This is a genomic window from Gilliamella sp. Pas-s95, assembly GCF_009795795.1.
Lineage (GTDB): Bacteria > Pseudomonadota > Gammaproteobacteria > Enterobacterales > Orbaceae > Gilliamella > Gilliamella bombicola.
Genome location: NZ_WTFC01000004.1, coordinates 59,484 through 84,120 on the forward strand (window position 1 = coordinate 59,484; position 24,637 = coordinate 84,120).

Annotated in this window: 25 protein-coding genes and 1 pseudogene; 3 read left to right on the forward strand and 23 right to left on the reverse strand. The window is 33.9% G+C overall.

Annotated features, from left to right (window positions below; translation table 11 throughout):
- Nucleotides 1–16: 16 nt before the first annotated feature.
- From GQ598_RS01880 to accD, 4 genes are all read right to left on the reverse strand, one after another.
- Nucleotides 17–502: a CvpA family protein gene (locus tag GQ598_RS01880; protein ID WP_160402137.1), complete on the reverse strand. Its 486-nt coding sequence runs from the start codon at nt 500–502 to the stop codon at nt 17–19.
- 78 nt (nt 503–580) lie between these two features.
- Nucleotides 581–1,171, reverse strand: coding sequence for an SPOR domain-containing protein (locus tag GQ598_RS01885; protein WP_160402103.1), 591 nt, complete (start codon nt 1,169–1,171; stop codon nt 581–583).
- 12 nt (nt 1,172–1,183) lie between these two features.
- Nucleotides 1,184–2,455 carry a bifunctional tetrahydrofolate synthase/dihydrofolate synthase gene (gene folC, locus GQ598_RS01890; protein ID WP_160402104.1) on the reverse strand — a complete coding sequence of 424 codons (1,272 nt, stop codon included), beginning with the start codon at nt 2,453–2,455 and terminating at the stop codon, nt 1,184–1,186.
- A 6-nt stretch (nt 2,456–2,461) separates the two neighbouring features.
- A complete protein-coding gene (gene accD / locus GQ598_RS01895; protein WP_160402105.1) occupies nt 2,462–3,352 on the reverse strand; it encodes an acetyl-CoA carboxylase, carboxyltransferase subunit beta in 891 nt (296 codons plus the stop codon).
- 255 nt (nt 3,353–3,607) lie between these two features.
- Here accD and tmaR point away from each other — a divergent pair, with 255 nt between their 5' ends.
- Complete coding sequence (gene tmaR, locus GQ598_RS01900) at nt 3,608–3,928, forward strand: PTS system regulator TmaR (RefSeq protein WP_034910282.1); 321 nt, start codon at nt 3,608–3,610, stop codon at nt 3,926–3,928.
- A gap of 56 nt (nt 3,929–3,984) precedes the next feature.
- On the opposite strand, the gene yciH is transcribed toward tmaR, so the two are convergent.
- The 8 genes from yciH to GQ598_RS01940 all read right to left on the reverse strand — a co-directional run bounded on the left by yciH (nt 3,985) and on the right by GQ598_RS01940 (nt 12,735).
- Nucleotides 3,985–4,308 carry a stress response translation initiation inhibitor YciH gene (yciH, locus tag GQ598_RS01905; protein WP_370516516.1) on the reverse strand — a complete coding sequence of 108 codons (324 nt, stop codon included), beginning with the start codon at nt 4,306–4,308 and terminating at the stop codon, nt 3,985–3,987.
- Nucleotides 4,298–5,017, reverse strand: a complete 720-nt coding sequence (gene pyrF / locus GQ598_RS01910; protein WP_160402107.1) for an orotidine-5'-phosphate decarboxylase — start codon at nt 5,015–5,017, stop codon at nt 4,298–4,300. The genes yciH and pyrF overlap by 11 nt, the downstream gene beginning before the upstream one ends.
- 27 nt (nt 5,018–5,044) lie before the next feature.
- Entirely contained in the window at nt 5,045–6,220 is a 1,176-nt protein-coding gene (locus tag GQ598_RS01915) for a hypothetical protein (RefSeq protein WP_160402108.1), read from the reverse strand.
- Nucleotides 6,213–7,511, reverse strand: a complete 1,299-nt coding sequence (locus GQ598_RS01920) for a DUF459 domain-containing protein (RefSeq protein WP_160402109.1) — start codon at nt 7,509–7,511, stop codon at nt 6,213–6,215. The genes GQ598_RS01915 and GQ598_RS01920 overlap by 8 nt, the downstream gene beginning before the upstream one ends.
- 2 nt (nt 7,512–7,513) lie before the next feature.
- Nucleotides 7,514–8,914, reverse strand: coding sequence for an MBOAT family O-acyltransferase (locus GQ598_RS01925; protein WP_160402110.1), 1,401 nt, complete (start codon nt 8,912–8,914; stop codon nt 7,514–7,516).
- A 69-nt stretch (nt 8,915–8,983) separates the two neighbouring features.
- Nucleotides 8,984–9,967 carry a DNA polymerase III subunit delta' gene (holB, locus tag GQ598_RS01930; RefSeq protein WP_160402111.1) on the reverse strand — a complete coding sequence of 328 codons (984 nt, stop codon included), beginning with the start codon at nt 9,965–9,967 and terminating at the stop codon, nt 8,984–8,986.
- 6 nt (nt 9,968–9,973) lie between these two features.
- Nucleotides 9,974–10,606: a dTMP kinase gene (gene tmk, locus GQ598_RS01935; RefSeq protein ID WP_160402112.1), complete on the reverse strand. Its 633-nt coding sequence runs from the start codon at nt 10,604–10,606 to the stop codon at nt 9,974–9,976.
- A 128-nt stretch (nt 10,607–10,734) separates the two neighbouring features.
- Complete coding sequence (locus GQ598_RS01940) at nt 10,735–12,735, reverse strand: KUP/HAK/KT family potassium transporter (RefSeq protein WP_160402113.1); 2,001 nt, start codon at nt 12,733–12,735, stop codon at nt 10,735–10,737.
- Between the two features lie 466 nt (nt 12,736–13,201).
- Here GQ598_RS01940 and GQ598_RS01945 point away from each other — a divergent pair, with 466 nt between their 5' ends.
- Together GQ598_RS01945 and frdD are read left to right on the forward strand one after the other, a co-directional pair.
- Nucleotides 13,202–13,597 (forward strand): hypothetical protein, encoded by a 396-nt coding sequence (locus GQ598_RS01945; RefSeq protein WP_160402114.1) that lies wholly within the window; start codon nt 13,202–13,204, stop codon nt 13,595–13,597.
- Nucleotides 13,598–13,611: 14 nt separating this feature from the next.
- Nucleotides 13,612–13,968: a fumarate reductase subunit FrdD gene (gene frdD / locus GQ598_RS01950; protein WP_160402115.1), complete on the forward strand. Its 357-nt coding sequence runs from the start codon at nt 13,612–13,614 to the stop codon at nt 13,966–13,968.
- Between the two features lie 80 nt (nt 13,969–14,048).
- Here the strand turns inward: frdD and GQ598_RS01955 are convergent, their stop codons facing one another.
- The 11 genes and pseudogenes from GQ598_RS01955 to GQ598_RS02005 form a co-directional block, all read right to left on the reverse strand.
- Nucleotides 14,049–14,909, reverse strand: a complete 861-nt coding sequence (locus GQ598_RS01955; RefSeq protein ID WP_160402116.1) for a hypothetical protein — start codon at nt 14,907–14,909, stop codon at nt 14,049–14,051.
- Between the two features lie 229 nt (nt 14,910–15,138).
- Nucleotides 15,139–16,713, reverse strand: a pseudogene (gene yejF, locus GQ598_RS01960) (microcin C ABC transporter ATP-binding protein YejF); the annotation flags it as partial.
- Nucleotides 16,710–17,741 (reverse strand): ABC transporter permease, encoded by a 1,032-nt coding sequence (locus GQ598_RS01965; protein ID WP_160402118.1) that lies wholly within the window; start codon nt 17,739–17,741, stop codon nt 16,710–16,712. The pseudogene yejF and the gene GQ598_RS01965, both read right to left, overlap by 4 nt.
- Nucleotides 17,741–18,829 (reverse strand): microcin C ABC transporter permease YejB, encoded by a 1,089-nt coding sequence (locus tag GQ598_RS01970; RefSeq protein WP_160402119.1) that lies wholly within the window; start codon nt 18,827–18,829, stop codon nt 17,741–17,743. Before GQ598_RS01970 ends, GQ598_RS01965 begins: the two co-directional genes overlap by 1 nt.
- A 1-nt stretch (nt 18,830) precedes the next feature.
- Nucleotides 18,831–20,798 (reverse strand): extracellular solute-binding protein, encoded by a 1,968-nt coding sequence (locus GQ598_RS01975; RefSeq protein WP_202112637.1) that lies wholly within the window; start codon nt 20,796–20,798, stop codon nt 18,831–18,833.
- Between the two features lie 204 nt (nt 20,799–21,002).
- Nucleotides 21,003–21,236: a helix-hairpin-helix domain-containing protein gene (locus GQ598_RS01980; protein ID WP_160402120.1), complete on the reverse strand. Its 234-nt coding sequence runs from the start codon at nt 21,234–21,236 to the stop codon at nt 21,003–21,005.
- Between the two features lie 32 nt (nt 21,237–21,268).
- Nucleotides 21,269–21,784, reverse strand: coding sequence for a ClbS/DfsB family four-helix bundle protein (locus GQ598_RS01985; protein WP_085246902.1), 516 nt, complete (start codon nt 21,782–21,784; stop codon nt 21,269–21,271).
- Nucleotides 21,785–21,873: 89 nt separating this feature from the next.
- Nucleotides 21,874–22,188: a chorismate mutase gene (locus GQ598_RS01990; RefSeq protein WP_202115365.1), complete on the reverse strand. Its 315-nt coding sequence runs from the start codon at nt 22,186–22,188 to the stop codon at nt 21,874–21,876.
- Between the two features lie 725 nt (nt 22,189–22,913).
- Nucleotides 22,914–23,486 carry a hypothetical protein gene (locus tag GQ598_RS01995; protein ID WP_160402121.1) on the reverse strand — a complete coding sequence of 191 codons (573 nt, stop codon included), beginning with the start codon at nt 23,484–23,486 and terminating at the stop codon, nt 22,914–22,916.
- Nucleotides 23,487–23,667: 181 nt separating this feature from the next.
- Nucleotides 23,668–24,036, reverse strand: coding sequence for an HK97 gp10 family phage protein (locus tag GQ598_RS02000; protein ID WP_160402122.1), 369 nt, complete (start codon nt 24,034–24,036; stop codon nt 23,668–23,670).
- 26 nt (nt 24,037–24,062) lie between these two features.
- The gene (locus GQ598_RS02005) at nt 24,063–24,500 is read right to left on the reverse strand and encodes a hypothetical protein (RefSeq protein WP_160402123.1); all 438 of its coding nucleotides are present in this window, start codon (nt 24,498–24,500) and stop codon (nt 24,063–24,065) included.
- Nucleotides 24,501–24,637: the final 137 nt, after the last annotated feature.

Here is a 24,637-nt window from a genome sequence, read left to right on the forward strand (position 1 = left end):
TATGATTACCTCAAATTTATTGAACTAGAAACGAAGATGACTGTTGTATAAAATCAAAAAACCAACGGATAATAAAATGAAAATGAGGGATAAGTTGTGATTGGGCCCAATACACCGATCGTGATAACGGCGTAAAAGTATCAACAAAAAAGAGAACAGCAGCTACAACTAAAATTCCTCGTAGCACACCAAAACAAATACCCAATACACGATCAGTGCCAGATAACCCCGTTTTTTGGACTAATTGACCAATAATATACGACACAATTGAACAGACCAACAATGTAGCGATAAATAGAATAACAATTGCCACTGCAATACGGATAACATCGCTATCAAAATAAGTTAAATAATCGGTAATATAGATATAAAATCGGCTAGAAATAAAAAAAGCTAAAATCCAGCTAATGAGTGATAATGCTTCTCGTACAAACCCTCGCACTATACTAATTAATGCAGAAAAAGCAATCACACCAATAATCGTAAAATCAACCCAGTTCATCATCATAATAACTCACAACTTTATATTGTTAATGTTTTTTTTTAATTATTGTTTACAACACAAAAAGCAAAACAATGATTAATTAGCAACGATAATACCTTTTAATTTTGTTAGGTTATGTAAGTTAATAATCACTTGCTCTGCTTGTTCTTTTTTAGCATAAGGACCAACCTGTAATTTAATCAACTGGTTAGGTTCAGGTTTTTGAGGAACTGTTCTAACGCTATAATTATTTAATCTTAATAGTGCAACTAATTCTTCTATTTTTTGCCTATTTTTTAATGCTGTAAGCTGAATCATATAAGGTTTAGACTCTTGCTGTATCTGTTGCGACATAGAACGACTAGTTTGCGTTGTAGAAACATTAGCATCATCAATACTATCTGATGAATCATCTGAACTTGGATTCTGCTCAGAATCAGGTATGTAAGGAATATCTGGAATATTATTCGTAAAACTATCATCAACACCGTTAGTTGATGTTACAGTCTTTTGATGATTAATAGCTTCTGATTGTAAAATAGGCGTCGTTGATGTTCGTAAGTTGGATTTATCCGTTATTATCCATGGAGCAAATACTGCGATAATGAGTAACAATGTAGCGAAACCGACAAACCGATTTCTTACTCTATTTTGATTTTTAGGATTAATTTGCTGATTGTTCGTCATGATTAATTTCGCTTAATGCTCAATTTCAGCTAACACATCAGATACTGTATGAAATGAGCCACATACTACAATAATATCATCTTTTTTTGCATCATGTATTGCCTTTTGATAAGCCTTAAAAACCGTATCAAATGTTGATACATTAAGCTCGCCTTTATTCAATAAATGTTGTTTTAACACCTCGGCTCTACAACCCCGCTCACCATAAAGTGAAGCACAATACCAGTTATCACCTTTTAAAATAGATAAAGTACTTTTAATATCTTTATCTTTAAGCATACCAACAACAAATCTAACTTTACCGATGTTCAAATATTCTGCTTTTAGTTTTTCTAATTGCTGTGTTAAATAAGCAGCTGCATGTGGATTATGCGCTACATCAAGGATCACAAGCGGCGATCGTTGAATAATTTGAAAACGCCCTGTTAAATTGGCATTTGCCAATCCTTTAGTTATTTGGTCTTGTGTTACTTCAAGCGATGAAAAAGCTAAGGCGGCAATTGCAGTTGCAGCATTAGCTAAAGGAACATTGGCAATAGGTAGATGTTTATACTGTTTTATTGGCGATTCAAACGTCCATAAACTTTTGTTTATTGGTTGATAACACCAATCACAACCCACTGCATAGATAGGACAATTGACTGATTTAGCTACTTCTAAAATAGATGTAGGTATTTCCGGTTCACCCACAATAGCGATACTTTTAGATTTAAAAATACCTGCTTTTTCACGTCCTATACTTTCACGGGTGTCACCTAAATAATCAACATGATCAATATCAATTGTTGTAACTATTGCCACATCAGCGTCAACTATATTGGTTGCATCGAGCCGTCCACCAAGCCCGACTTCTAATATAACAACATCTAATTTTGCTTTTTTAAATTGATAAAGTGCAGCAAGCGTTGCGTATTCAAAATAAGTAAGTGATATATCACCTCTGGCTTTTTCTATTTCGACAAAGGCTTTTACGGTTTCTTGTTCGCTTGATTCTTGATTATTAATACGCACACGTTCAGTAAAACGTAATAAATGAGGAGAACTATAAACACCAACTTGCAAAGTTTTTTCAAGTAATATCATTTCAAGTGTGCGGCAAGTTGTGCCTTTGCCATTGGTACCTGCAACGGTAAAAACATAAGGCGCAGGTTGTAATAAATCAAGGCGCTGAGCAACCGTCTTTACTCGTTCTAAACCTAAATCGATAGTTGTAGGATGTAATTGCTCTAAATAACAAAGCCATGCGTTTAAATTCGACATGGCATCTGGTTGTTGTTTTTGCATGCTCAATTAAACTGTCTCGTTAAAGATAATATCATTAAACGGATCGGTTAGTTTCATTAATTTTGCTATTAAACTGGCAATTTTAGAACGCATATCTTTGCGATGAATGATCATATCAATTGCGCCTTTTTCAAGTAAAAACTCACTGCGTTGAAATCCTTCTGGTAATGTTTCACGCACAGTTTGTTGAATCACTCGAGGCCCTGCAAAACCAATTAATGCTTTAGGTTCAGCAATATTAATATCGCCTAGCATTGCTAAACTTGCTGATACGCCACCCATGGTAGGATCGGTCATTACTGAAATATAAGGCAAACCTTCATCTTGCATTTTAGCAAGAATAGCGCTGGTTTTTGCCATCTGCATTAACGAAAATAGCGCTTCTTGCATTCGCGCACCGCCACTTGTTGAAAAACAAATTAACGGACACTTATCTGCAATGGCTTGTTCTGCAGCACGCGTAAATAATGCACCAACAACAGAAGACATTGACCCACCAATGAACGCAAATTCAAAACAAGCGACAACGACAGGAATACCAAACAATGTGCCTTTCATTACAACCATTGCTTCTTTTTCATGGGTCTCTTTTTGTGCAGCTGTTAAGCGATCTTTATACTTTTTAGTATCTTTAAATTTTAAGATATCTTTAGGTAAAAGATCTGAGCCTATTTCGACATCTGAACCTTCGTCTAAAAAACGGTACAAACGCACACGGGCAGGAATATGCATATGATGGTCGCATTTTGGGCAGACTTCTAAGTTAAGATCAAGTTCAGCCTGATAAATAACTTGTTCACAGTTACTACATTTTGTCCAAACCCCACCGGGAATATTCGCCTTTTTATGATCTGACGATATATTATTTTTACTAAGAATTTTTTCAATCCAGCTCATTATGATTCTCGCATTCTGGCACTCTTTATAAATTTGGGGGCTATTGTACAATACTTTATTCTAATTCTTAATAGTTGTTTTTATTTTTATCTTATTTTGTAAATAAATTTTGCGAGAAAACATGGCATAAAAATAGAACAGTTAATGCTAAAAATATCATTTACGTTTTAAAATATAATTAATATGACCTTAAAAAATTATTGGTATATAATTGGTGAAAATTTATTTTCCATTTTTTGAAATAAGGGGTTATAGATGGACAAGGAAAAATCAACTGCACCATCGTTTCAAGACGTACTAGAATACATTCGTTTATCGCGTCGTTTAAATAAATTAAAACGCGAAATTTCGGATAACGAAAAAAAAATTCGTGACAACCAAAAACGCGTGCTACTACTTGAAAACTTAAGTGAATATATTAAGCCTGATATGACTTATGAAGAACTTCAAGCAATTATTGCTAATATGAAAAGCGATTATGATGATCGTGTCGATGATTATATTATTAAAAATGCTGAAATTTCGAAAGAACGTCGCGAAATTAGCAAAAAAATGCGTAGTTATCGCTCTAACTAAAATACTATTTTATAAATAGCGTCTTTTTTTATTATGGACGCTATTTTAGTGATAAATCACCCTCCTGCTAATTTAACTTTAAATCCTTTATCTTCCAGTAATGACTTTAATAAATCACGTTTATCACCTTGAATTTCAATAATGCCATCTTTAATTGAACCACCGCAACCACAACGTTTTTTTAATTCTGCAGCCAACTGTATTAATTGAGCATCATCGATATCAAACCCAGTAATAACACAAACACCTTTTCCTTTACGGCCTGATGTTTGTCGTTGAATTCGAATAATGCCATCCCCCTTAGGGCGAGAGGTGACAGTTTCAGCAGGTTTAATTCGACCTTTATCAGTTGAATATACAAGTGGATTACTAGACATAATGTGACTCACTCTTACTTGTATCAAGGGTTGCTAAAATTGTTTGTAGCGCTTTGGCTGGATCTTCTGCTTGGGTAATTGGGCGTCCAATAACTAAATAATCAGAACCTGCCGCTTGAGCTCGTTGAGGTGTCATAATACGACGTTGATCATCCGGATTAGTACCTGCAGGTCTAATACCTGGTGTTACCAATTTAAAACCAGCCCCCAAACGTGTTCTAAAACTTTGTACTTCTTTTGCTGAACATACCACGCCATCAAGCCCACAGTTTTTAGCAAGTATTGCTAATCGAGTCGCTTGCTCTAAAGGCGATACATTGATGCCAATTTCTTGAAGATCTGTTGATTCCATACTGGTTAATACTGTCACAGCAATCAAAATTGGCGCATCTTTACCATATGAATAAAGCGCATCTTTAGCGGCACTCATCATACGCGAACCACCGCTAGCATGTACATTAGTCATCCAAACACCTAGATCGGCTGTTGCTACAATTGCTTTTGCAACAGTATTTGGAATATCATGAAATTTAAGATCTAAAAAAACATCAAACCCTTTTTTCATAATCTGCTTGATAAAATCAGGTCCAGCATGTGTAAAAAGCTCTTTACCGATCTTAAGACGGCAATCTTTAGGATCCACTCGATCAATAAAATTCCATGCTGATTTAACGTCTGCAAAATCAACTGCAACGATAATTGGTGATAACATAACTCATTTATTCCTTTTAATAAAAATTTAGCTTTTTTTTCTAATAAACTCATTCAAATCGGCATAAAAAATGCGAGCACTTTCTTTATAGCCTTGTAGAGTCTGATGTACGAGATCTGGACGAGCAAGCCCTCGTTGACGCCACTGTTTAATGACAAACTTACCTCCCATCGCCACTTGCCAGTCCCAAAATAAGGTTTTTTCAGATTTGGCAACTTGCTTTTGAATATTTATTACTTTTATAAAAGACTGAGGCATATCTGTTTCATTCGCCATTGTGTCTGGTGGTGTCATTATTAATATTGCCGCATTAGGTAATGTTTTACGAATCAGCCTAATATTATTCACTAAATTCTTTCGATATTGATTCACATCTAGTGTTTCATCAAAGCTTTCATTTGTCCCGTATTCAAGAATGACTAAATCACTTTTTGATACACCCAGTTCTTTAAACCAGTTTTGCCCCCACTTTTGCCAAATTGTTTGCTTAGCACCATTAGTAGCAATCGATGAAACAATAACTCCAGATCGTTGATGGTGAGTTAACCAAATTCCACCAAGTTCAATATCTTTTTGAGCTTTTATAACTAAAGGTAATTTAGATACAACTGTTGTAGTTTGCCAAATATTGGGTTTAGGCATATAACTTGAACTAAGTTTATTATTATTTGCATCATAAAGTGTTAGTAAGTTTGAATTGTTTTTAAGCGTCTTAAAGGTTAGCCTAACTTGCCAAGTTTGATTATTTAATTCGCGAGGTACAATTTGGATAGTGGATGAATCTTTATTGGGCTTAGCTATAAAACCACCCATAGGAAAATCTAAATTACTTAACGTGCGGCTACTTAATACTTCCCAATTATTGGATTTCCATGTCACTGCAGTATGGTTTTGTCCTTTTATAGCAACAGGCGTTATCCAACCAATACCTGCGTCACCATACTTTTGTTGCATTAATGCTCTAAATTCACCCGTAAAAAAGTCGGCTGCTGAATGAGAATCACCAAATTGAGTAATATTAACCACTTGATTAGCTTTTTTGTTATTCGCTAACAATTTTAAACGTTTAGCAAATTGTTTAGCATTAGGATCACCAAAATCAACGATAGCAGATACGCTAGAAGTTTTGCTTTCAGCAATACTACATCCAACAGTAATAGTTATTGTAATTACTGCTGTAATATATTTTAAAAATTTAATCACTATGGGGATCCTCTAATTCTTTATAAATTATTTTTTCCATAATGGTCTTTGCCAGAATTTTTTGGCCTGTTGGAGTAAAATGAATCCCATCATCAACCCTTACTTTAATTTTTGTTTTACCGGTTTCGATAAAATCACTGAATTTTTCGTACGTACAGCCTAATAATTCATTTGTTGTTAAAAAGTGTTGTTGAACTTTTTCTATTTCAGACTTATATAAGTTATTTAAGTAAACCATACCCTCGTTTAATTTTGCTTTGCGCATACAGGGAGCAGCAAGCCAAAGCACTTGAACATTATGTTCTATAGCACTATTTAAGATAGATTCAATACGCAAACGGTACTGCTCTTCCCACAATTCAGATTTGAATTTAGCATATTTTGCATACCCTTTAACAGGAAAATCCCAAGGGTCATTAGCACCAAGAAAAACAATAAGTAATTTAATAGAAGGATCAGCAATTAGATTGTCATTAATTGTTTTTGACCAATCAAAAGCACCTGGATAAGCAAGTCCAGTGCTTTGTTTGCTCAAATTAAGGCTTTCTATTTTATACTGCTTAAACAGCATTTTTTTAACATATGGTGCAACGCCTTGCATTAAAGAATCACCAGCAAAAAACACTTTATCATTACTCGTTAATACAATAGGTAGTGGTTCATGGGGTAACTCAATATCTACTTGCATAGTTTTAGGTTCATCTCGCAATACAAGCTCAGGAGCAGGTTTGTTTTGCTCAATAATGTCTAAATGTGTTTTTAAATCTGTGTCTAATTTACCATTTGCAATACTGTCTTGTTGTTCACTTTTTATGTTTATTTCTGTTTTTGTATTTACTTTTCGTATCGCTTCAATTTCATTACGTTGTTGTACATTTTGAAACCGAGGAGCGTTTAAGTTTGAGCCTTCATTTTCAACGATAGGCAACACAAAATCAACTTGTTGAAAATTTAACTCGTCATTGTTACTTTCTTCAAGCACCTGAGTGGATGTTTCTTGTACGAAAAACGTATTACTATCAAATAAATCAATATGATATGCTTGCTGGCAATAAATCAATATGGATTTGTAATAAAGCGCCATTAGTGCTATTGCAGTAATAAACAATGTTATCCATATATAACAGACAGATAAATGTTCAATAACAAGGGCAGAATGGAGACTGGTCTTTTTATTTTTTTGTGGTTCTTTTTTAAGCGTAATTTTATTCCGCGATTTATGACGTTGGCTTTTCAAATTTGATTTTGTTTTTTTATTATTTTTTGAAAACGATTTTTTATATATCATCATAATTAAAAATTAGCGTAAATAAAATTTGGCATACCTGATGGTGCAATATAAATAACCATCCATAAAATACAGATAAAAACAAAAGGCAAAAAAATACGAGGTATTCGGGTTAGTTGTATAATAAACCATTGAGTGAAATTTTTACACATTGGATAGGCAAAATAGATAAAACAAATAACGAGAAAATCCCCTGCATAAAGAGGTTGTATTGAAAAGTTATGCACTAATGCGGTTAAATATTCCAAGGCATCGGGCAAACTTTCGCAATAAAAAAAGAGCCATGTAAAACAAACATAATGCCATGTTAGCAATCGTGCCACCGTTGGCGAACGTCGTGTTATCCAATCTTTACCTAAATAACGGTCACCGATATTAAGTGCCACGATACCAATACCATGACATGCACCCCAAATAATAAAATTAATACCTGGACCATGCCATAATCCGGATAATAACATGGCAAGCATGACATTAATTTGCGTTTGAACAAGCCCTCGACGATTTCCACCAAGAGGGATATAAATATAGTCACGAATCCAACGTGACAAGCTAATATGCCAGCGCCCCCAAAAATCTCTTAAATTCAACGATAAATATGGCAAATTGAAATTAATTGGCAAACGAAACCCTAGCAATAAAGCAATACCTGTAACTAAATCAGTATAGCCTGAAAAATTCAAATAAATTTGCATTGCATAACCATAAAGCCCAACAAGCAAATCAATCACACTAAATTCTAATGGATTGGCAAAAATTGGTTTAACCCAATGTTCGCTAATTAAACCACCTACACAGTAAACCTTAATAACAGCAAAAATAAGCAATGTAAATGCACGAAAAGGCTCCAAAATTTCGCGAGGTTGGGCAACATTGATTTGTGGTAAAAAGTCTTTCGCACGGTTAATCGGACCTGCAATAATACTCGGGAAAAACGACAAAAATAAAGCAAAATCCCAAAATTTAGCAACCGGTAACTCTTTCTTCTTTACCGAAACTAAATAACTTACAGAATGGAAAGTATAAAATGAGATGCCAATAGGGATTAATAAAGTGATAGCTGGCAATAAAATAGGAAAATTTAATAAATTAAACAGATATTGCAGCTCATAACGAAAAAAATCAAAATATTTAAATAACGCAAGGTTAATAATTGATACGCATAATCCTAAAACAAGCCATCGTTTTGCATGACATTCCGATGCCGCAATCAACAACGAAAACAAATGAATCACACAAGTATAAATAAAAAGGATAAGCGCAAATTGCCAGCTATAACTACCAACAATAAGGTAACTTGATACTAAAAGCAGTCCATTTTGGATTTTAGGCGATAAACGACACCCCCAATACAGGGCAAAAAAAGCGATAAAAAGCAAACCAAATTCAATAGATAAATAACTCACGGTCACCCTTTTTTTACTTAAAACGTACGCCTGAAAATAAAAACACGCCTTATATCACTTAATTTTTGCTTAATCAACTAATTCGGATTGAGCAAGAACATTACAAATAATGAGTTCTTTATTCAATCCAGTAATTGTTAACAATTGGTTTCTTGCTTGCAACCATAAATTATAAAGCTCAGAAAGCTTCTCATTACTATTAGTTGCGAGTAATCGGACTAATGGTACTTGATCACGATTAACAATAAAACGGCCAACTTTTTGCTTAGCTTTAAGCGCATCACTTAATAATGTACAAAACCAAATAATACGTTCAATAAAATCTTCGTTATCAAAGGTTTTAGCCAACTGCCAATAATTATTTTGTGGTACAACTTCTAATAAATAGTTGCAAAACTCTTTTCGTTGTTGCCACTTTTCTGGCATTAATAGTGCAGCTGCTTTTAGTGGCGCATTTTCACTCAATAATAATGCTGAGGCAAGTTCATTATCGCTGTATTGTGGGCTGTATTGTTTTTTTAACCATTCAATAGATTGTTCCAATTTAGGAACAGGCAAAAAATAAGAAAAACATCGGCTATGGATAGTTGGTAATAAGTGGCTGTTATGATCGTCACTTAAAATAAAATACGTATTTTGGGGTGGCTCTTCTAACGTTTTGAGCAATGCATTGGCGGCAGCTTCAGTCATTAAAGCCGCATGTTTTATCCAAAGGACTTTATTACCGCCTTGTTGGGATTTTTCGTAAACTTTGCTGGATATATTACGGATTTGATCAATACCTATTGACTGCTTACCTTGTTCATTGGTTATTACATAATAATCAGGATGATGGTAAGACAAAAACAATTGGCAACTATGACATTTTAAGCACGGTTCTAATTGCTGTGAATATTGACATAATAAACGACTTGCAAGTTTTGAAACAAATTCGTCTTCACCACTACCTTGAACATAGTTAATTAGCAAAGCATGATGAGCACGCTTATGTATAATTCCTGATGCTAATTGCTGATAAGGTAACGAAAGCCAAGGATAGTCATTTAAGATCATTGAATATTAAACCTGTTTTGTTAACCATTTTGTTAAAATTTGTTCAATGTGTTTAGTTACATCGTCAATTGATTTTGCAGCATCAATAATTATAATGGTTTTGTCTTGTTCGGCAATTTCTAAATAGCATTGACGGATTCGTTCAAAAAATGGCAATGATTGTTGCTCAATGCGATCTAGTTCACCACGTGTTCTTGCACGCATCAAACCAATTTCAGGATCGATATCCAAATATAAAGTAAGATCAGGTTTAAAATTACCCAATACTTGTTCTTTTAATGTTACCATAAAGGCTTTATCCAACTGACGCCCACCGCCTTGATAAGCCTGTGTTGATAAATCATGACGATCACCAATAACCCACTTACCGGCTTTAAGTGCTGGTTTTATAACATTATCAATCAGTTGAATACGCGCAGCATATAGCATTAACAATTCGGCTTTATCAGTCAAAGGCTCGTTGTCTAAACCATTTTTAATTATATGACGTAATGCTTCAGCAATAGGTGTTCCACCCGGCTCTCGGGTAAATTGCAAATCGTCAATATTGTGTTGATTCAAAATGCGTGCAACGGTGTTAATAGCTGTTGTTTTACCAGCACCTTCAAGCCCTTCAATGACAATAAATTTGCCTGTCATGCTTAGTTCCTATTATTTGTTATGATACTTTTAAATATAACCAACACAGGGAAGCGTTTCCCGCTAAATTGCGTTATTGTACACTAATTTTTATTTTTTGGGATTACTACCCTAAATTTATCAATGTGTTATTCTTTATCTGTCGATTCTAACTTACCTGTAACACTCATTTTCGATTGCTCAATAAGTTGTTTTAATGTTTTATTATCGTTCTCATATTCACTAACAACAATTGGAACAAACTCAACTAATGCCGTAGAGGGATCGATATCAAACATGTCAATATCCGAAGTAAATTGACGCTTAATAAATGAGTAAATGGCTAAAATTGGGCGATTAATAAAATTAATATCTACATTACGTAATGTTCGCTCAACAATTACATATAAACTATCACCTCGACGATCTTTAACAGAAGAATAACGTGAAGATAAGTTAACTAAATTCTGCTGTTCTGTACGTGTCGCAATGAGTTGGGCATACTGTTCAACATGCATATCTACTTTGAAACCGATATTCAAATCAATACGAAAAACCTTATATGGAACTAACACTTCAATTTCATATTCGAATTGATATGGCTCATCCATACGGTTGATCGATATAAACCAATAAGTATCTGCTCGTTTTGGTTTTCGTTCAAATAGTGAGTAAGTTATTTTACTTTCAACCGCATGAGCGCTTTGTGCACGTGTTAAATAAAATAGATGCGTCGCTATTTTTTCAATACTTTTATCATGACTGACAGCAATAATTTTAGCCAAATAATCATCATCTAGTTTATCAAATGAGTTATGTTCACGCTTTAAATTTCTCCCTGTTATCCACGCATACATAATAATAAAAATAAAACCAGCTATAAGAATTGAGGCAAAACCACCATGAAAGAATTTTTGAATATTTGCGATAAAGAATCCACTTTCAATCAACATAAAAAAGAGGGTTAACGGTATACTATACCAAAGTGGCTTATTGTTCTTCATAAAATAGAAAAACAATAAAACTGTCGTCATCAACATACTCAAAGTAATTGCTAGGCCATAAGCTGCTTCTAAATTAGTTGATGAACGAAAACCAAGTACCATCGCAATACAAAGTGCACACAAAATATAGTTAATTGAACGAATATAAACTTGTCCTTTAATTAAGGTAGGATATTGAACGTGCACATATGGCCAAAGATCTAATGACATCGCCTCGCTAATGATAGTAAATGAGCCACTAATTAATGCCTGACATGCAATAAAGGCAGCACAAGTTGACATAATAATACCAATTAATCTAAACCACTCAGGCATTATCATGAAAAATGGATTGATATCAGCATTAATAAAATGAGGATTATAAATAACCCAGGCAGCTTGACCTAAATAATTAATAATTAAACAAAATTTTACATATCCCCATGAAATACGAATATTTTTAATCCCACAATGTCCTAAATCAGAATAGAGCGCTTCAGCACCTGTAGTACACATAAAAATAGCACCCAAAATAACTAAGGCATCTGGTGCTTCAATAATAAATCTAATGGCATAAACAGGATTAAAAGCAACTAAAACATCACAATGAGGTAATAATCGATATAGCCCTAATAGACAAAGAATGGTAAACCAAATTGTCATACTCATACCAAAGTATCTTCCCAATGCGCCAGTCCCTAAAGGCTGAATAACAAACAAGATAAGAATCAAAAACAGCGTGATCGGGATAATAGGTATATGAGGGTAAATAACATTTAATCCTTCAATAGCCGTAATAATAGTAATTGCTGGAGTAATGGCGCTATCTGCAAGTAAAGCCGCTGCGCCAATAATAGCAATAACAAATGTCCATTTATAGCGCCGACGAATTAAAGCATATAAAGATAAAATGCCTCCTTCGCCTTTATTATCTGCGCGCAATGTAATGATGACATATTTCAAAGTGGTTTGAATAGTTAATGTCCAAATCACACACGACACTGCTCCCAAAATATAGAATGGATTAGCCCACTGATTATCAGGTAATCCATGAATAATAGACTTTAAGACGTAGAGAGGAGAAGTACCAATATCACCATATACAATGCCGATAGCACTGATAATACCGACAATTCCAACTGGAATTTTATGATTTGAGTTGTTCATTTTAGTATGACTTAAAATTATTCTCAATAAGGCTCAGAATGATACTGCTAATCAAAATAATATACATAAGTTTTTTTGACAATTTACATTTAATTATCAATTACAGTAAAATTAGCAAAATTGCTCAAAATTTTTCTTTTCATTCTATCTAATAGTAATTGTTCATGAATAAATTAAAATCGTCAAAATATATTTATATGGTATAAATCTTTTAAAATTCTATAAGATACCTTGCTCGATATTAAACTTCCTTTTTCTTTGATTATCTATTTAATTACTTATTGCCTATGTATGGCCTCATTAAAATATGACGCATTTTTTGCATAGCACTGCAATATTAAAAGGCGATATTATGACTCAATTTAAACTGACGACATAGAATAGATTAATGCTTATAATAATCTAGTGAACAATAAGCCCACCAAACAATAACTAGCATAAAATGTAATACAACCTAGAGAAATTTATGAATCAACAAAATAACAATAATCACCTTGATGCTGTTCAAACCGATGTAAAGTGTCCCTGTATAATTGCTATTATGCACAAATTAGTTCCTTTTTCCATGATTTGGGTAAGTTTAATTTTAATGTATGGTGTAGTATGTATGCACACAAATACCCTTGGGCAAGATGAGTTTTATCGTTTTATCTTTTTTTTACGTAGTCCTGTTATTGTGGTGCTTAATTGTATTGCGTTGTTGGTTAGCGTTTTCCATACGATAAATTGGTTTAGGTTAATCTATAAAATGATTCCTAGTGCAATGTTTAATAAAAAATCTAACAGGTTATTACTGACTGTAGGGCTATGGACAGTTATGCTAGCTGTATCGATTTTTTTATTTTTACTTGTATTGAAATAAGTGGTATTGCATCAATGAAAAATGAACAAATTCAAACAAAAAACACAGATGGAAAAGTAATAAAAAGTTTATTTGCACTTGGAGGAACATGGGCTGCTATGTTTTCACCTATTGTGCTAATCATTATGACGTTTATGATTTCCTTTGGTGATGTAGCAACGCGATCTTATATTATTAAAATAGCCAATACAGAAATAGGCAAAGTCTTTTTATTTTTAATGATTTCGTTACCTATCTGGTGTGGATTACAGCAAATTCTAACTCTTTTGCATGAACATAAAATCCATCCCAAACACGAAAAGTTACTCACGTTTGGCTTAGCATTAGCATGGACATTACATGCTGTTTATATATTATTTATTCGAATGTAACGGATGTTATTTAGTTGTAAATAAGGAAGGAAATACAAAAAACATTAGCAATCAAATAACGTTTTTTGTATTTCTAAAGACTAATAATAAGTCAGTTCTCGACTCACAGATGTTTGTTTATCACCTTGATTATTTTTATTTTTTATTGCTGTAAGCCATTCATTTTTTTCATTAAAAGTTAAAAACTTAGTGACATAATGAGCCGATTCTTTACCTGCTGATAAATAAGAAGACTCAATGGTCGTTAACCGATGATGATCATCATACTGATACGAAAAATTACTCTCGTTTTTCATATTATTACTAAATTGATACAACACGTTAGCTAACTGTTGATCTCGATATGCAAAGGTATAACTTGAAGTTCCTTTTTGATCTGTGCCTGTGTATTGACCGTTCTCATCAATCTCTTTTAGTTGCCATTGTACATTTTTATTAATGAGGCAATGGTTATCGTCGTACACATAATTATCCGTTTCAATAAAAACAAAATCGACAGCTTTTTTGGTTTGCAGTGAAAAGACAATTTTACCTTGTTCATCGGTATTGAATTGGATAATACTATTGGTTTTGTCTTCTACATCTTCAATGATATTTTCCCAGCCCGATTTATTTTTTTGTAGATGTTCAGAATAAACTAGGATATTTTTATCTGAATAAAGGTCATAATAGCTTTGCGTAATAAGACCATTAGAATCATATTCTAATGAGTGCTTAGCTGTCGTACTATTTACATCACTACCCAATTGCGTCGTTGAAGTTCTAATATCTTGCTTGATTCCTTTTACAGGCGAATCAATATAATCCAAAATTTGAAAAATATAGTTATTTGCTTCAACTGTATTTTGAGCTAGATTTTCGCTACAAGTTAACGCTATCGCATTTATCGACATCAGTGATAAACAAGGTGTTAATAAAAAAAGTAATATTCGTTTTTGCATAATCGACCTGCTAAATAGATTAAAATATTGATTTAGATATTTATTTTTTACGCATTAACAGCGCATCGCCCCAATTAACCTTTTTGTCTGGCTCCTTATTTTGCTGTTGATGTTGTTGTGTATCATCGTTATGAGCAAATTTTGCTGTAGTTTCTACTTTTTCAGCTGTTTCAACCTTTTCCTTATGTATCAAGATGTTACTTTGCTTACGAGGTCGTCTATCTAAAAATGAAAGTAACGCCTTGGTGTATTCTTCTTCTGGAGAGTAGAAAACCTTTTCACGCGTACCTTGCTCAATAATTCGGCCATCTTTCATTACAACTACTTGATGACACATTGCATAAACTAATGCTAAATCATGACTAATAAACAAATAACTAAGCTGGTACTTTTCTTGCAATGACTTAAGCAAATGAATAATCTGTTTTTGAATAGTATGATCTAAAGATGAAGTCGGCTCATCTAAAATCAATAACTCTGGTTGTAAAATTAAAGCTCGGGCAATGGCTATACGCTGACGCTGACCACCCGAAAATTCAGTAGGATGACGATAACGCATTTCAGGATCAAGACCAACTTCTTGCATAATATCAATTAAGGCCTTTTCACGCTCATCTTTGCTTAGTTTTTTGTGTGTCATTAATCCTTCACAAATAATCTGCTCGACATTAAAGCGTGGGTTAAGTGATGAGAACGGATCTTGGAACACAACTTGAATGCGGCTACGAAACGGTAATAGTTTTTTGCCAGTTAGGTTTTGTATAGAATGGCTATCAAATACAATATTACCTTGTGATTTAATCAAGCGTAAAATGGCTAGTGCAACAGTCGTTTTTCCCGATCCTGATTCACCAACAATCCCAACGGTTTCACCTTGATGCACAGTAAAACCAATATTATTAACTATTTGTTTTTTTTGACTACTAAATAAACGCTTTTTGGCAATAACTTCAACACTCAGATGATTTACATTAAGCAGTATTCCAGGAGTATCAGGCAAAGGGGCCGGATCACCATTTGGCTGTGAATTTAATAGTGTTTGCGTATATTTATGTTCTGGACGTAAAAAGATGCGCTGCTTATTATTATATTCAACAATTTCGCCTTTTTGCATAACAGCTACTTTATCGGCCAGCTTTTTAACAATGCTAAGATTATGCGAAATAAATAGCATGCTCATATTCAGTTCGTTCTTTAACTCTTTTAATAACTGAATAATTTGTGCCTGCACTGACACATCTAAAGCAGTGGTGGGTTCGTCTGCTATCAATAATTTTGGATGGGTTAAAATTGCCATAGCAATCATAACTCGCTGCCTTTCGCCACCTGATAGCTGGTGCGGATAAGCCGATAATTTACTTTTTGGCTCTTTAATTCCCACACGATCAAGATATTGCAAAATCTCGCAACGCGCATCATTGTGACGCATACCACGATGTAATGCTAATACTTCATAAAGTTGTTTTTCAACCGTATGTAGAGGGTTTAATGACACCATTGGTTCTTGAAAGATCATGCTAATTTGATTGCCGCGTACTTTACGAAGCACTTTGTCTGGTGCATGCAATAAAGAGGCTTCTTCAAACAAAATATCGCCAGTGGGGTAAACCACTTGCTCTTTACCTAACAAACGTAAGATAGACAGCGCGGTAACACTCTTTCCAGAGCCTGATTCACCAACAAGAGCCAATGTTTCTTGCTCATGAATATCAAAACTAACATGATCCACGATGGAGGATGTAGTTTGCGTACCACGTCTAAAAGCAACACTTAAATCCTGAACGGATAATAAAGGAGAACTCATCGATACGCTCCTTTGTTTGGATCGAATGCATCCCTTACTGCTTCACCAATAAAAATAAGTAAAGAAAGTAACGTAGCTATAATTAAAAATGAACTAATACCAAGCCAAGGGGCTTGTAAATTATTTTTACCTTGCAGCAATAATCGACCAAGCGATGGTGAATCAATCGGTAAGCCAAAACCTAAAAAATCCAACGAGGTTATCGTTGTAATAGCTCCGCAGAGGATAAACGGTAAAAAAGTTAATGTTGCCACTATCGCATTAGGTAAGATGTGTCTAAACATGATGTTACTATCACTAACTCCCATTGCTTTAGCTGCGCGAATATAGTCAAAATTGCGAGTCCGTAAAAACTCGGTACGCACAACGTTGGCGAGCCCCATCCAACCAAATAAAACAGTAATACCTAACAACCACCAAAAATTAAGTGGCAAAACACTGGCTAATAAAATAATCACAAATAAATTCGGTAAACCACACCAAATTTCAATAAATCGCTGCCCTATTAGATCTACTGCTCCGCCATAATAACCTTGGATTGCCCCGATGATGACACCAATAAATGAAGTAAACAATGTCAAAAAAATAGCAAAAAACATCGAAATACGAAAACCATATAAGATATTAGCCAGTACATCAAAACCCGTATCGGTTGTACCTAACCAATGCAATGCTGAAGGCGGCGTCGGGAAAGTATTCTGCGTATCATAGATTAGCGTACTATAACTGTAGCGAAACGGCGGCCATAAAATCCAACCATTGGCTTTTATTTTATTTTGTATAGTAGGGTCAAGATAATTGGTTTGTGTTTCTAATTGCCCACCAAACTCTGTTTCTGGATAAAAATGAAAAATTGGTGAATAGTAATTATCCTGATATTTAATAAAAATGGGCCTATCGTTAACAATAAAATCAGCAAATAAGCTAATCACAAAAAAGATCGAAAATAACCAAAGTGAATAATAGCCACGGCGATTATGCTTAAATCGTTGCCAGCGTTGTTGATTAAAAGAATAATGAGTGGTCATCAGTTTCGAGCCTCAAAGTCAATGCGTGGGTCTATCATCATGTAAGATAAATCAGACAGCAGTTTTGTGATGAGTCCAACTAATGTAAAAATATAAAGTGTTCCAAAAATCACAGGGTAATCACGTTGAATAATTGCCTCATAACCCAATAAACCAAGCCCATTAAGCGAAAAAATGATTTCAATTAATAACGAACCGGTAAATAAAATACCGATAAAAGCAGCAGGAAAGCCCGACACAATCAGTAATGTTGCATTGCGAAAAACATGCTTATACATAATCTGCCTTTCGCTCAACCCTTTCGCTCGTGCAGTGATTACATACTGCTTGCGGATTTCATCTAAAAACGAGTTCTTTGTCAACATTGTCAAGGAAGCAAAACCGCTAATCGACATAGCAATAGTCGGTAAGCACATGTGCCATGCGTAATCTTTTACTTTGCCCCAAAAGTCAAGTTGATCAAAATTATTCGAAATAAGACCACGAAGTGGAAAAACATCCCAATAACTACCACCAGCGAACAACACAATCAACAATACAGCCAACAAAAAAGGAGGAATGGCATAGCCAATAATAATTAAGGTACTTGACCAAAAATCGAATGCTGAACCATCTTTCACCGCTTTGCGAATGCCTAAAGGAATTGAGATCAGATAAACAATTAAAGTGCTCCACAATCCCAATGAAATTGAAACAGGCAAACTTTTGACAATCAAGCCTAATACCGATTCACTTTTAAAAAAACTGTTACCAAAATCAAATAATATGTATTTTTTTAGTGTTTCGATATAACGTTCAAATATTGGTTTATCAAAGCCGTATTGTTTTTCAATCATCGCGATAACTTGTGGATCAAGCCCTCGAGATCCACGATAGTTTGACTCATTTTTATACTGCTGTACTAATGTAGATGAACTACCGCTCCCCGGCAATAGCCCTTGCCCGGCTTGCGGTCCATTTTCAATCATAGCAAGCGCCTGATCAACCGGTCCACCTGGTGCCACTTGCACAATAAAAAAGTTGATTGTTAAAATCACAAATAATGTTGGAATAATCAGTAACAATCGACGAATAAAATAATTTAGCATATTAATGTTCCCGATTTTTAGGCAGGTTAGCTGCTTTGTCTGCATCATACCACCAACTATCAATCCCTATCGAATAGGTTGGCTGTATAGCTGGTTGCCCAAATTTGTTCCAGTATGCATAGTACGATTTGCTATTATACCACATAGGAATCATTGGATATTCTTGCGTTAAAATCCGATCCAGCGCACGCCCTAATGGGACAAGTGCTTCTTGATTATCCACATTTTTAATAATTTCAGCGATAATACTATCGATAGCCGTATTATGTAAACCTGAAGCGTTCCATGACGAGTTAAGATACTCACTGCCCCAAAACATCGACAAACTAGAATTTGGATAATTTACAGCATAATAATCACGTGCAACCATATCATAATCACGCTCACGGACACGACGTAAATGTTGTGCTGAATCTAATAATGTGATTTTCATGGTAATTCCTAAACGGGCCAAATTCTGTTGAAATGGAACCGCATATTTAATATCGTTACCAAGATAACTGATCAACTCAAATTCAAACGGTTGTTGCGTTTTAACATTAATCAACTTACCGTCTTTAATCACCCATCCGGCTTGTTTTAATAATTCAGCAGCTTTTAATAAATTATCACGATTAAAGCCCTTACCATCACTTTTGGGAATAGAATAAGCATTCTTAAAAACGGCTTCTGGAATAATATGTTTATAAGGATTTAACCACTTCAATTCTTGCTCTGTCGGCTTACCTTTTGCCGCATAAATAGTGTTTTCAAAAAAACTATAAGGTCTTTTGTAACTATCATAATAAAAGGCATGATTTAACCATTCAAAATCAAATGCTAGTGTGATAGCTTTTCGCACTTTAATATCTTTGAATAGCTCTTTTTGTAAATTAAATGCAAGCCACTTAGTGTCGGTTGCTGTTTTAACCGATTTTTCTTGTTTAATAATATGGTTAGCATCAAAATATTTACCTTGATATTGAGTAAACCAATTTTTAGGTTGATCTTCATCGCGTAAATCATATTCGCCCGCTTTAAAGGCTTCTAACGAAACACTATTATCCATATAGTAATCAATACGCTTTTCATCAAAATTATCTAAGCCTTTATTAATTGGCAAATCGCGCGCCCAATAATTGGGATTACGTCGATAAACAACATATTGCCCCATTTTATAATCACTAATATAGTAAGGACCACTACCAACTGGCGGTGTGCTTAATGGCTCTGAAAAATCATGATTTTGCCAAAAATGTTTAGGGATAACTCGCATACTACCAACGAATGAAAGGAGCTTTTCACGATCTGACTCTGGAATATCAACCCTAACATGGTAATCATCTATCGCTTTAACCGTAACACCTTTATTATAAACACGATATTGAGGCACCCCTTCGGTCATAAATTTATCAAAAGTAAACACAACATCGTGTGCCGTAATGGGTTTGTCATCTTGAAAACGGGCATTAGGATTAATCGCCACTTCTGCCCAGCGATATTGATTAGAATAGGTAATTGACGTCGCAATAAGTGGATAAAAACTGGTAATATCATCCTCAGTATTAGTAAAAAGACTATCATATAGCTCCCCAGAATTACGTTCAGGTGCACCACGACTAGCAAAGCGATTCAAATTATCAAAAGAGCCAATTTCGGCCAGTTTAATCACACCACCTTTTGGCGCATTAGGATTGACATAATCAAGATGTTGAAAATCATCTGGATACTTAGGGTGACCGGAAAGTGAATAGATAGTCTTATGATAAATTTCCTCATGTATTGGGTGTGGACCAACAATATCAATTTGCTTAGTTTCAGGTAATTGAGTTAGGGGATTAACACCCACTTCGACCTCGGTTTGAGACTCTGTCTGAAGAAGCACTGGCTGTTCTTCATCAGCAAAAACAGGTGCAGAACAAATGACCATACTGCTTAAGCAGCTCAAGATAAATAATACTGTTATAGGTTGTTTAATTCGACTATTCATCCCAATTCCATTCCTGCTCTATTTAACAATAGCATAATGATGTAACTTCTTATTGATTATTAAAAAATCAGTCATTCAAGGCAAGCCTCAACTAAGTTGCCTATTTTGCCAAACTTCAACTAAATGAGCAAAACCTAATTAATAAGACGAAGATAAAATAAGATTGCTAGCTAAAACACGCATTTCATAAAAAACCAAACAACACTACGCATTGTTAACTAAACTCAAAATATTACTTATTGCCGTTTTTGCTTGATGGCTGTTTTTCCAACAAGTTGAACCTGTTAATAACGCACCTTTATTAAGGATTTCATCTAAACTAGCATTACGCAATTTATCGAAAGAATCGAAGCTCATCTCTTCAAGTCTTTCAATAATTTTGGCACCCACAAATTTAAGCTCCATCAATTGCTGTCGTTCTGTTTCTGTAAAGGCCATATTATTCTCCTTACATTATATTGAATATAATTTTAAACTGATGCATTTAGCTTTTTCCACTTTCTGATTTTTGCTCTAAACGATTTAAAAGGCGCCACAGAATTAATATGGATAAATCGAGCAACAGTCCAAGATTCAGGATAAGGTGTAGTCCAATTACGGCTATCTTTTATAAACAAAGTGTCTTCGTTCAAAGATTGAATCCAATCATTCCAAATGGTGATTTGCTGATTAAATGCTTGAATTAATGCCTGTAATGATAGGTATTGATATGTTTTATAAAATTGTTGATACAAATTACCCAATTGATTCCATTTGTATCCAGAAGCCGGTAATTCAGGTGTTTTACCAGCAAGTTCATCATCATCCCAAGATTTCACCAAATTAAGCCAACCGAGTTGATAAGCAATCATTTGTGCAGGAGTACGATCAACGCCCTCTACCAAAGAGTCTTTTTGTGATTCAGATAAAACTATAAACTCATCAATAAATAGCTTGGCCGTTTTGTTTATTTCATCTAATAACTGCTGTTTAGTTGCATAAGCCATGTCACCTACTTCTTATGAGATCATTCATATCTTTAAAGATAACATAAAATCAATATCTTATCTAAATATTTTTAATGAAATCTCTGTTTTTATTTTTCTTTGTTTTTGAAATATTTCAATTCTTCATCGATAAAATATCGTACTAGATTTGCATATAGATCTTTGATGATTTCGCCATTAAGTCCTAATTCATTCGACCATTGTTTTCGTTGCTCTAGCATACTGTCAAAACGTTCTTTGGCTTGTACATCAGTGGTATTTTTTTTGAACTTACTGGCAGCTTTGACGTATTCAAAGCGTGTAGCAAGCAATTTAATTATGGAATGGTCAATCTGATCTATTTCGGCACGAATGTGGTTCATATTCTCACATTTGTTTGGCGCTTGGGTAGGTTTATAAGTCACGATTTTATACCTTTTGTTTATTTAACTTTTTATATCCTATCACTATTAGATTATGCACAAAAGTATCACTTAGTAGATGTCATCGTTGCACTATATTTATATATACAAAATTGATTGTGCACTTTTAATAGAATTGAGTTTAATATTTGGAGATATTCAATAATTAATTGATTTTTTTATTTATTAAATCAATTTCGTTTTTCATTGATAACCACTGAATAACACAATAATATAACTAAAAATTTTGGTCATGCATCTGCTAACAAATACTTCGAGAATTTTATATACTTTAAGTGGGTTTTAAAGAATCTTACAGAATATTGAGCCAAGGGAAACAGAATAATATAGATAAACACACTGAAAATACTGGAAGATTAACTTTTAAAAATCGAATCGTATACCTAAACGTATACCTAAAACAAAAAGTGACCCCCAAAATTAGGTATTTTAATCTTGTCACATTGAAAGGTTAAAAAAATTGGTTTTAGAATTTTGACGGTGTAAAAATTTATCTAGGTGAGCGGTATCCGTTAATTATGTTTTAGATTTTTTATACCTCCCCCCATAAAAATAAAATTTTATAAAAAAGTGTTCACGGTGTTCACTACTTGCTTGAATCCTTATTCTAAAAGGGTTTGAGCGGTGTATACTTGAATATTTACTATTCACAAGTGTACACTTTAGGTGTTCACCACAAGATAAATAATGGATTAATTTAGATCTAGCTATATATGTTTAGCTAAATATTCCACCATTTCTTTATTATTTAAAAAAGAATAAAATCTTTTTGCTAAGGCTTTTATTCTTGTATATCGTTTTTCTTCACTAAGTTGTTTTTCGGCACAATAACAATTAAGACCATCATACATATCAAAGTAATCATAATAGATAAAAAGCCAATAGTGCTTTATTCGATGAAAATATCTGTTTCCAAATTCTATATATTTAAATACAAAACTATGAAGAAGATCGCCAATATCTTCTAAACTATTACATATCATAATTTTTTGGCTAAAAAGTCTCATGAAAACTAAACAGCTATAATTAATGCTTGGTATAGAAATATTTTTTTCGGAAAGATATCTTTTTAAGTACGTCATAACCTCATCGCTATCTATTTTTTTATCAAGTCCCAAAGAAGCAATAATCAATAGTATTTCTGAATCATCACCTTGTATAACTTGTTTTTCAGCCCAATCAATTATTAGGCCACTAGAATAAAAATATTCTGATGGTGAACCATAATATTGATTAAATCTATAAAGCGATAAAATTTCATCGAGAGATAAATTACTCAATTTTAAAACCTTTTATTTATAAGAAAATACCCATTTAATGTATCTTATCTTACATAAGCGAACAACAAAAAACCGCCCAAATTAGGCGGTTCATAGGTTAACAAATATTAACTACGAGCTACTTCTTCAGCTTTTGGTATCCAATCTTTGTCAGAATTTGTGTGCAAGTGTACATTACAATTTAACTGAATAGCTCTTTTTTAAAGATGTTTACTATTTGGTCTTCAACATCTTCAAAGCCTTTATTTAAAAAGTCCTTTTTAGCGGTAGAGCGCTTAAACTTCATAGGATGGTTTGGGTCAGCAACATACGCGGCATAAGCGGCAGTATAGCCAACTCGTCCAGTTATACGGGTGCCATTTACGACTACTTCTCTATACTGCGAATTAACTAAGTTAGATGTGTCGATTGGGGTGTAAAGCGCTGCTTGGTTAGCTCCAACAATTATCGAAACATGCATCGCTTTAATTGCTTTAGTTTTGATTATGTTGTTTACGGTGTTATCTAAACCTTTTATGCATCCTCTAACACCTTTTACTTTTATTGCCATTCTTAGTCACCAGTAGTTAATGTAGGTTATTTTATTCTTGTGCAGACAGTTTCTAGTTTCGTTCTAAGATCAATAATGTTGGTGTCATTGTTAATATTCTTTATTTCTGTTATTAGTACTGTTTTAAATGTGTCTTTATCAATTGCCTTTATAGTATTCACAATATGAGTTTTATAAGTATCAGATATTTCATCTTTGGATAAATCCGCTTTACTTAGGTCAATAATAATATTTCCTCTATCTTTACTTATTTGATAAAGTTCATTATTAATTATTCTGAATGTTGTAGTGTCCTCAATTGATGACACCGAACTCCCAAAATCTTCATTAGCTCCGCTATTCTGCCTTTGATACTGGTTATCAATACAGCGCCAATCACCTACAAGATATTCTTTAGTAACTTTATCATCACCACAACCAGTTAAAGCGATACTAACTAGGCTAATTATCAAGATTCTTTTCATACCAACTCCTATATATTATTTGAACTAATAGTAAGAGACTTATTATCCAAGCGCAATAAAAACCGCTCGAAAGCGGTTTATATCTTCCTATTCTACGGTGAACAGATTATATAAAACATAGCCTTTTGTTTTAACTA